The organism is Streptomyces sp. NPDC037301, assembly GCF_055602785.1.
The window spans coordinates 1-1,676 of sequence record NZ_JBVJWD010000173.1 but is presented as its reverse complement, the minus strand read 5'-3'; the positions used below and the strand labels follow the sequence as shown (position 1 = coordinate 1,676).

The window sequence follows — 1,676 nt, the reverse complement described above, 5'->3', positions numbered from 1 at the left end:
CGTTACCGTTTTCGTGGCCCCGCAATGGGGCGCCTGGCCCCCGGGTCCGGTATGGCTGTGTGCCCCCTGTCGAAGTCGATGACCTGGGGGGTGTTGCCGCCGGGCTTCGGGGCACCGCTTGACCGCTGATGAGGGGCCTGACGACCGCCTGGTCCGGCGCAATGCCGGACCGCTTTGCGGGTGGGGATGTCTGCGTAACGTGGTTGCCGGCGTGTGGTGCCGCAGGGACGGCTGGGAGTTGAGGAGACGAGAGGCGAGGGGCACGCGCACATGGTCGACACGACCGCGACAGATCTCTTCCTCGGTCTGGACCTGGGCAAGGAGTTCCACCACGCCCACGGCCGGACCGCGGACGGCAGAACCGTGCACGACAAACGGCTGCCCAACACCGAGCCGAAGCTGCTGGAGCTGTTCACCAAACTGGTGGCGAAGTTCGGCACCGTACTGGTGATCGTGGACCAGGTCGCCAACATCGGCGCGTTGCCGTTGACGGTGGCCCGCGCGGCGGGCTGCCGGGTCGCCTACCTGCCCGGGTTGTCGATGCGGCGGGCAGCCGACCTTCACCCGGGCGAGGCCAAGACCGATGCCCGCGACGCGTTCGTGATCGCGGAGACCGCCCGGTCCATGCCGCACACCCTGCGCGCGGTGGACCGCGACGACGAGGTGCTGGCCGAGCTGACGATGCTCACTGGCTACGACAACGACCTGGCCGGCGAGGTCAACCGCACCACCAACCGGCTGCGTGGTCTGCTCTCCCAGATCCATCCTTCCCTCGAGCGCGTACTCGGCCCGCGCCTGGCCTACCCCTACGTCCTGGCCCTCCTGGCCAGGCACGGCTCGCCGGCCAGGCTGAAGAAGCTCGGCCGCACGCGGTGCGAGGCTCTGCTGAAGGCACACGGCTCGCGCAAGGCCCACCACCTCACCACCGAGATCTACGACGCGCTTGCCGAGCAGACCCTGGTTGTTCCCGGCACCGAGGCGTCCGCGCTGATCGTGCCGGGCCTGGCCGCCCAGCTCGCCGCCGCCCATACCCAGCGTCAGGCCACCGAGCAGGAGATCGCCGCCCTGCTGGAGGCCCTCCCTCTTTTCCATCTCCTGACGTCGCTGCCCGGTCTGGGCGTCAGGACCACGGCCGCGGTGATCGTCGCGATCGGTGACGGCACCGGCTTCCCCACCGCCGGACACCTCGCCTCCTATGCCGGACTCGCCCCCGCCACGAAGTCCTCGGGCACCTCCATCCGCGGTGAGCACGCACCCCACCGCGGCAACCGGCTCCTCAAACGTGCCTTGTTCCGGGCCGCGTTCGCCGCGATCGGCTGCAAGAGCGACCCGTCCTCCCGGATCTACTACGACCGCCAGCGCGCACGCGGCAAGACCCACACTCAGGCGGTCCTCCGCCTGGCCCGGCAACGCGTGAACGTCATCCACGCGATGATCCGCACCGGCGCCCTCTACGAACCACGCACTCCGAGCGACGTCGACCTCGCAGCCTGACACCCCATCCCTCTGCCCTTCAGCCCTCCTCACGTCCGCATGCCGGCACGGCCACCCCCGTCCTGCCAGCCACCGAGCTGCCCACCAGACACCCGATCCGCCGGGAACATCCCGCTTCGCGGGACGTTCCCGAAAACCAGGACCAACCCCTACAAACCAGCCCCGCCAGGCTTGACGAAACA

The 1,676-nt window shown here is 69.7% G+C and carries 1 protein-coding gene; it reads left to right on the top strand.

The features are described 5' to 3' along the window. Positions 1–270: 270 nt before the first annotated feature. A complete protein-coding gene (locus tag ACZ7IB_RS49210; RefSeq protein WP_470921899.1) occupies positions 271–1,494 on the top strand; it encodes an IS110 family RNA-guided transposase in 1,224 nt (407 codons plus the stop codon). Positions 1,495–1,676: the final 182 nt, after the last annotated feature.

Bases quoted from the DNA above. Each gene is read 5' to 3' on its own strand.
- ACZ7IB_RS49210 (WP_470921899.1), top strand. From the start codon at position 271: ATGGTCGACACGACCGCGACAGATCTCTTCCTCGGTCTGGACCTGGGC.